Origin of the sequence: Pseudomonas sp. HMWF006, assembly GCF_003061205.1 — a bacterium.
In the GTDB taxonomy this organism is placed as follows: Bacteria; Pseudomonadota; Gammaproteobacteria; order Pseudomonadales; family Pseudomonadaceae; genus Aquipseudomonas; species Aquipseudomonas monsensis.
In genome coordinates, this window is record NZ_QAIU01000274.1 from 3,490 (window position 1) to 9,396 (window position 5,907).

The window sequence follows — 5,907 nt, forward strand, 5'->3', positions numbered from 1 at the left end:
CGTGGCGCATCCCGACCTGACCGACGAAGAGCGCGCCCAGGGCGCCGAAGACTTGCTGCAAGCCATCCGCCGTTATTCCAAATAGAGCACGAGCATCATGAGCCTGACTCCAAGCGCTGATCGTTTCAGCCACGATCACCAGTTCCTCGGCGCGTCCCACGACGAAAACGCCCGCCGCACCCTGTGGGTGGTGGCACTGACGTTTGTGATGATGATCGGCGAGATCGCCGCCGGCTACATCACCGGCTCCATGGCCCTGCTGGCCGACGGTTTCCACATGGCGACCCATGCCGGCGCGTTGGGCATCGCCGCGGCGGCCTACGGTTTCGCCCGGCGCAATGCCAACAACCGACGCTACAGTTTCGGCACCGGCAAGGTTGGCGATCTGGCCGGATTTGCTTCAGCCATGGTGCTGGGGCTGGTGTCGCTGGGCATTGCCGGCGAGTCGATTTTTCGTTTGTTCGAACCCACCACCGTCGCGTTTGGCGAAGCGACGGTGATTGCGATTGTTGGACTGGGCGTGAATATCCTCAGCGCTTTTCTACTGATGGGCCATCACGGTCACGATCACGGCCATCAGCATGACCACAGCCATGCTCATCATCACCATCACGACAACAACCTGCGCTCGGCCTACGTCCACGTGCTGGCCGATGCGCTGACCTCGGTGCTGGCGATCGCCGCGTTGCTGGCCGGGCGTTACCTCGGTTGGGTATGGCTGGACCCGGTGATGGGTATTGTCGGCTCCATTGTCATCGCGAAATGGGCCTACAACCTGATGCGTGACAGCGCGGCGGTGCTGCTCGACACCACCGACGAACCGGTGGCGGCGGAAATTCGCGAGTTGCTGGAAACCTCGGACGACGTGCGCATCAGTGACCTGCACGTCTGGCAGGTCGGCCCGCAGGCACGGGCGGCGATTGTCAGTGTGGTGGCGGCCGCCGGCGTCACCGCCGAGGCGATTCGCGAGCGGCTGGCGCCGGTGCATGAGTTGTCGCACCTGACGGTTGAGTTACGCAGCGCTTAACACTGTGCCTGGCTGAATAACGGGATCCGCCCATTCAAGGAAGGGCGGTAGTGCCAGGCCAGTTGCTGCAGATTCACACCGTGATCAAGGATTTCTCCGACAGTCGCAGCGGCAATCGTCAGCGCCAGCCGTTGGCCCGGACATTGATGCCGGCCGCTGCCAAAGCTGAAACTGCGCCGGTTCGGGCGATCCAGCAGAAACTCGTCGGGGCGTTCATTGAGGGCTGGATCGCGATTGGCCGAGGCCAGCAACAGCAGAATCACCTCGCCGGCCTCGACCCGCACTCCATCAATCTCACAAGCCTGCGCGACAAAGCGCCGAGTGTTCTGCACCGATGGATCGAAACGCTGAACCTCAGCCAACAGCGCATCCATCGGTGCACTGCGTAGTGCAGGCTGACGCCGCACCGCGACCAAGGCATTACCGATCAGCCCGGCCGTCGCTTCGAACGTCTGTGAGCAAAGCCCGATCAGATTGGCGATCAGCGTTTCTTCGTCGCCCGCGAAGCGTTGCAGGATGGCCTTCAACCAGTCGCTGTTCGATTCGGCGAGTAGCTCGATGAAGTAACCGCGTAATTGTTCAGCCGCCGCGTGTGCCGCCATCAGTTGCAGATCATTGCTCAACGGCGACAGGCACGCGACAAAGTCAGCGGTCAGCTCACTGATCGCCCGGCCTTGCGCCGGGCTGAAGCCGAGCAGTGCTGCGACCACGCACACCGGGCCGCGAAACATGGCTTTGTATACGCCGTCGGCATCTGCGCTGATCAGGCGTGCAGCCACCAGCGCCCGCACCCGGGCTGCATCGAACACGTCAAGCGCCGGCTCGATCGCCGAACGTGGGCAGCGCTGGCGTTCGCCCTCATTCATTCGCATCAACCGGGCAAAGACCTTGCCGGCCATTCCCGAGGCAATCGCTTTCGGCACCGGTTCTTGCGTTGGACGCACCTGGCAATCGGCATGGGCCAATACCGCACAGACTGCGCGAGCGCTGCTGGCGACCCACAGTTTCTGCGGGTGATGAAAGGTCAGTCCGCCCTGCGCGCGCAGTTCGGCGTAGTAGGGGTAGGGATCGGCCTGCGTCGCAGCGATGATCGGGTCCATGGTGCATAGCCTTGTCGTCGGGAAAGTGATGCGAGTATCTTCAGTCCGCAGCGACGACGATTCGTCGGGGAGCGAAATATGCACGCAGAACATCAAGACATCGGCGTCTCGCAAGTGGCCGCCGCCATCGCCGAACCGGCGCGCACGAAAATCCTCTGCTCGCTGATGGACGGCCATGCGCGCACCAGTACGGAGCTGGCGGCCATCGCCGAAGTCAGCGCCTCGACCGCCAGCGCGCACCTGAGCAAACTCAAGGATCTGGCCCTGGTGCGCCTGCATGTGCAGGGGCGCCATCGCTATTACAGCCTCGCCGACCAACGTGTGGCCCAGGCGCTGGAGGCGTTGATGGTGATCGGTCAGAACGCCGCGCCAATGTTCAAACCGCATACGCCGGATCGCCTGCAATTCGCCCGCACCTGTTACGACCATATGGCCGGTACGCTGGCGGTGTTGCTGCACGACCGCATGCTGGAGGCGGGGTGGCTGGTGACGACCGATGAGCAGGTATATCGGTTGAGCGACAGTGGCGAGGCGCTGTTCGGCGGATTGGGCATCGAGGTGCAGGATCTGAGCACGTTGCGCCGCAAGTTCGCCTGCCCATGCCTGGACTGGAGCATGCGCCGGCCGCATCTGGGTGGCTCGCTGGGGGCGGCCTTGTTGCAAACGGCGTTGAAGCGCAAGTGGGTAACCCAGGATCTGGACAGTCGGGCGTTGGCGTTGACGGCATTGGGGCGCAGGGAGATCGGGGCGCGGTTCGGGGTTGAGGTGCCATTGCAAGCGCAGAGCAAAAGATCGCAACCAGCAGCAGCTCCTGCAGGGAGTGCGTACACCTGATCGGCCGAGATCTTTTGATCCTGCTTTGCACCTTGTGCCAATCCTATAGACTCGATACTGTACGCATAACCAGTACCGAGTCTTCGCCATGCAAATCATCGACAAGCTCAGCATCCTCGCCGACGCCGCCAAGTACGACGCCTCCTGCGCCAGCAGCGGCGCGCCCAAGCGCAGTTCCGAGGGCAAGAGCGGGCTGGGTTCGACCGATGGCATGGGCATCTGCCACAGCTACACGCCGGACGGGCGCTGCGTCTCGCTGCTGAAAGTGCTGCTGACCAATTTCTGCCTCTATGACTGCCAATATTGTGTCAACCGCCGCTCCAGCGATGTGCCGCGCGCCCGTTTCACCCCCGAGGAAGTGGTTACGCTGACCCTGGATTTCTACCGGCGCAACTGCGTCAGCGGGTTGTTTCTCAGTTCCGGGATCATCCGCTCGGCGGACTACACCATGGAGCAACTGGTGCGCGTGGCGAAGCTGCTGCGTGAAGAACATGAGTTTCGCGGCTACATCCATCTCAAGACCATTCCCGAGGCCGACCCGGCGCTGATCGAGGAAGCCGGGCGCTATGCCGATCGGTTGAGCGTCAATATCGAGTTGCCCACCGATGCCAGTCTGCAAACCCTGGCTCCGGAGAAGCAGATCGGTTCGATCAAGCAGGCGATGAACACCATCTACACCGGCGTGCAAACGGTGCTCAATGAACCTCGTTCGGCGAAATTCGCCCCGGCCGGGCAGAGCACGCAAATGATCGTCGGCGCCGATGACACCGACGACAGCACGATCTTGCACAGCGCCCAGTCGTTGTATGGCAACTACCGTTTGCGGCGCGTTTACTACTCGGCGTTCAGCCCGATCCCCGACAGCCCGAAAAGCGTACCGCTGGCCGCGCCGCCGCTGATGCGCGAGCACCGTTTGTATCAGGCCGATTTCCTCTTGCGCAGCTATGGCTACAGCGCCAGTGAGTTACTCAAGGGACCGGGAAATCTGGCGTTGGACATTGATCCTAAACTGGCCTGGGCGCTGCAGAATCGCGAGGTGTTCCCGCTGGATCTCAACCGCGCCGAACCGGCCTTGATCGCGCGCATTCCGGGCATTGGTCTGCGTACCACCGAACGCCTGGTGCAATTGCGCCAGCAACGGCGTATCCGTTACGAAGACGTGGCGCGCATGCGCTGTGTGCTGGCCAAGGCCAAGCCGTTCATCATCACCAGCGACTATCACCCGCAACAGGCCGAAGTCACCAGTCACATGCTCTACCAGCAACTGCGCGACCGGCCGCAGCCGCAGCAGATGGGGTTGTGGGGATGATCAATCTCGATTGCGACGATCTGTTCGTTACCTGGCGGCAGCAGGCGCGCTGGTTGCTTAGCCATGAGATCGACCCGAGTCTCGTCAGTTGGGCGTCCGAAGGCGTGAATGACCTGTTTGCCAGTGATGTGCAGGTGCCCGAGGGGCATGGCCCGTTCCAGGCGCGCATCCCCCGTGCATTGCTCGACACGCTGGAGCAAGCGGCCCGCTACCGTGGCGACCAGCGCTGGAGTCTTTTGTACGAAGTGTTGTGGCGTGTCAGTCACGGCGACCGCACGGCGATGATGGCCGGCGACAAACTCGGCAGTGAGCTGCAGCGGCGGATCAAGCAGGTACAGCGCGAAGCCCACCATCTGCATGCCTTCGTGCGGTTCATCGAACGCCCGCAGGATCAGCCAGGCCCGCAATACGTGGCGTGGCACGAACCGGCCCACGACATCCTGCACAGTGCCAGCGAACACTTCGTCGGGCGCATGGGCCGACACCGCTGGTTGATCGCCACCCCGCGTGACGGTGTTTACTACGACGGCGAACAACTGATTCATCAGCGCCAGTGCCCGCTGGAATGGCAGCAACTGGCGCAGAACGTCGACGACCCCCACGGCGATCTTTGGCTGACCTATTACAGCCACATCTTCAACCCGGCGCGGTTGAACGAGAAGGTCATGCAGGGGCACTTGCCGGCGCGGTTCTGGAAGAACCTGCCGGAAGGGGAATTGATACCCGGATTGATCACCCAGGCGCGCATGGGCAAGCAACAGAATGGTCAGGCCAGCGGGATAGCCGGGCGGGCCGGCAAGCGGATTGCCTTGAAGCAGGATGAGCCTGAGCAGGTTGCTCAGCGGGTTGCCGAAGCCATCAACAGACCAAAACCGGCAAAGGTCACCCCCGAGACTTTCGCCGCCAGCCAAGAGCCTTTCGGGCTCGACAACCAGCCTTTGGCCGCATTGGCGAGCAGGGCATAGCTGCCGTGCACCAGAATCACCAGCGTTGCGTAAGAGGCCACCAGTTTGAAGAACTGCGGGTAAAAAGCCTGTTCAGTGTCAATGAACTGCGGGAACACGGCCAAAAAGAAGAAGATCGCTTTCGGATTGAGAAACTGCAGGGACGCGGCTTCGAGAAAGCGGTAGCCCGGACGAGAAGGGCGAACCTGCTGCAGGGCACGGAAACGATCTGAACGCCAACTCTTGAAGCCCAAGTACAACAGATAGGCGGCCCCGGCATATTTCAGCACGGTAAACGCCTCGGCCGAGGCGCTGAGGATCAAGCCGACGCTGGTGGCGCTGAGGGCCGCCACCACGAAAGCGCCCGAGGCGATTCCCAGTATGCCGGGCACTGCGCCGGTCCAGCCCAGGCGCACGGCGTTGGACAGGGTCAGCACCACGCCCGGGCCGGGGCTCAAAATAGTCAGGGCGGCGAACAGTACAAAGAGTCCGTAGCTGTGCATGATGTTGCTCCGTCGAATCGCGTGTCTGCATGTGGGCAGATTGGCGTGGCGACAAGGCGCTGACAAACGCTTTAAATGCAGTGCATATGTGACTAAATTAGACCCATGAAAAATTCACTTCCCCCGCTCAACGCAGTTCGCGCTTTCGCTGTTGCTGCTCGTCATCAGAGTTTCAGCCTGGCGGCCGAAG

At 62.0% G+C, this 5,907-nt stretch carries 5 protein-coding genes and 2 pseudogenes; 5 read left to right on the forward strand and 2 right to left on the reverse strand.

Features of this window, described 5'->3' with window-relative positions; translation table 11 throughout:
* Both DBR24_RS31970 and dmeF read left to right on the forward strand, forming a co-directional pair.
* Window positions 1–85: pseudogene (locus DBR24_RS31970) on the forward strand (metal/formaldehyde-sensitive transcriptional repressor); the annotation flags it as partial.
* 12 nt (window positions 86–97) lie between these two features.
* Complete coding sequence (gene dmeF, locus DBR24_RS11320; RefSeq protein ID WP_123462596.1) at window positions 98–1,027, forward strand: CDF family Co(II)/Ni(II) efflux transporter DmeF; 930 nt, start codon at window positions 98–100, stop codon at window positions 1,025–1,027.
* Here the strand turns inward: dmeF and DBR24_RS11325 are convergent.
* Window positions 1,024–2,127: a cytochrome P450 gene (locus tag DBR24_RS11325; RefSeq protein WP_128614783.1), complete on the reverse strand. Its 1,104-nt coding sequence runs from the start codon at window positions 2,125–2,127 to the stop codon at window positions 1,024–1,026. The genes dmeF and DBR24_RS11325 overlap by 4 nt on opposite strands.
* 78 nt (window positions 2,128–2,205) lie before the next feature.
* Here DBR24_RS11325 and DBR24_RS11330 point away from each other — a divergent pair, with 78 nt between their 5' ends.
* The 3 genes and pseudogenes from DBR24_RS11330 to DBR24_RS11340 all read left to right on the forward strand — a co-directional run.
* Window positions 2,206–2,961, forward strand: coding sequence for a helix-turn-helix transcriptional regulator (locus tag DBR24_RS11330; protein ID WP_128614784.1), 756 nt, complete (start codon window positions 2,206–2,208; stop codon window positions 2,959–2,961).
* Window positions 2,962–3,049: 88 nt separating this feature from the next.
* Complete coding sequence (locus DBR24_RS11335) at window positions 3,050–4,270, forward strand: putative DNA modification/repair radical SAM protein (protein ID WP_123462601.1); 1,221 nt, start codon at window positions 3,050–3,052, stop codon at window positions 4,268–4,270.
* Window positions 4,267–5,079: pseudogene (locus DBR24_RS11340) on the forward strand (TIGR03915 family putative DNA repair protein); the annotation flags it as partial. The gene DBR24_RS11335 and the pseudogene DBR24_RS11340, both read left to right, overlap by 4 nt.
* 29 nt (window positions 5,080–5,108) lie before the next feature.
* Here the strand turns inward: DBR24_RS11340 and DBR24_RS11345 are convergent.
* Window positions 5,109–5,717 (reverse strand): LysE family translocator, encoded by a 609-nt coding sequence (locus DBR24_RS11345; RefSeq protein ID WP_128614785.1) that lies wholly within the window; start codon window positions 5,715–5,717, stop codon window positions 5,109–5,111.
* Window positions 5,718–5,907 lie beyond the last annotated feature (190 nt).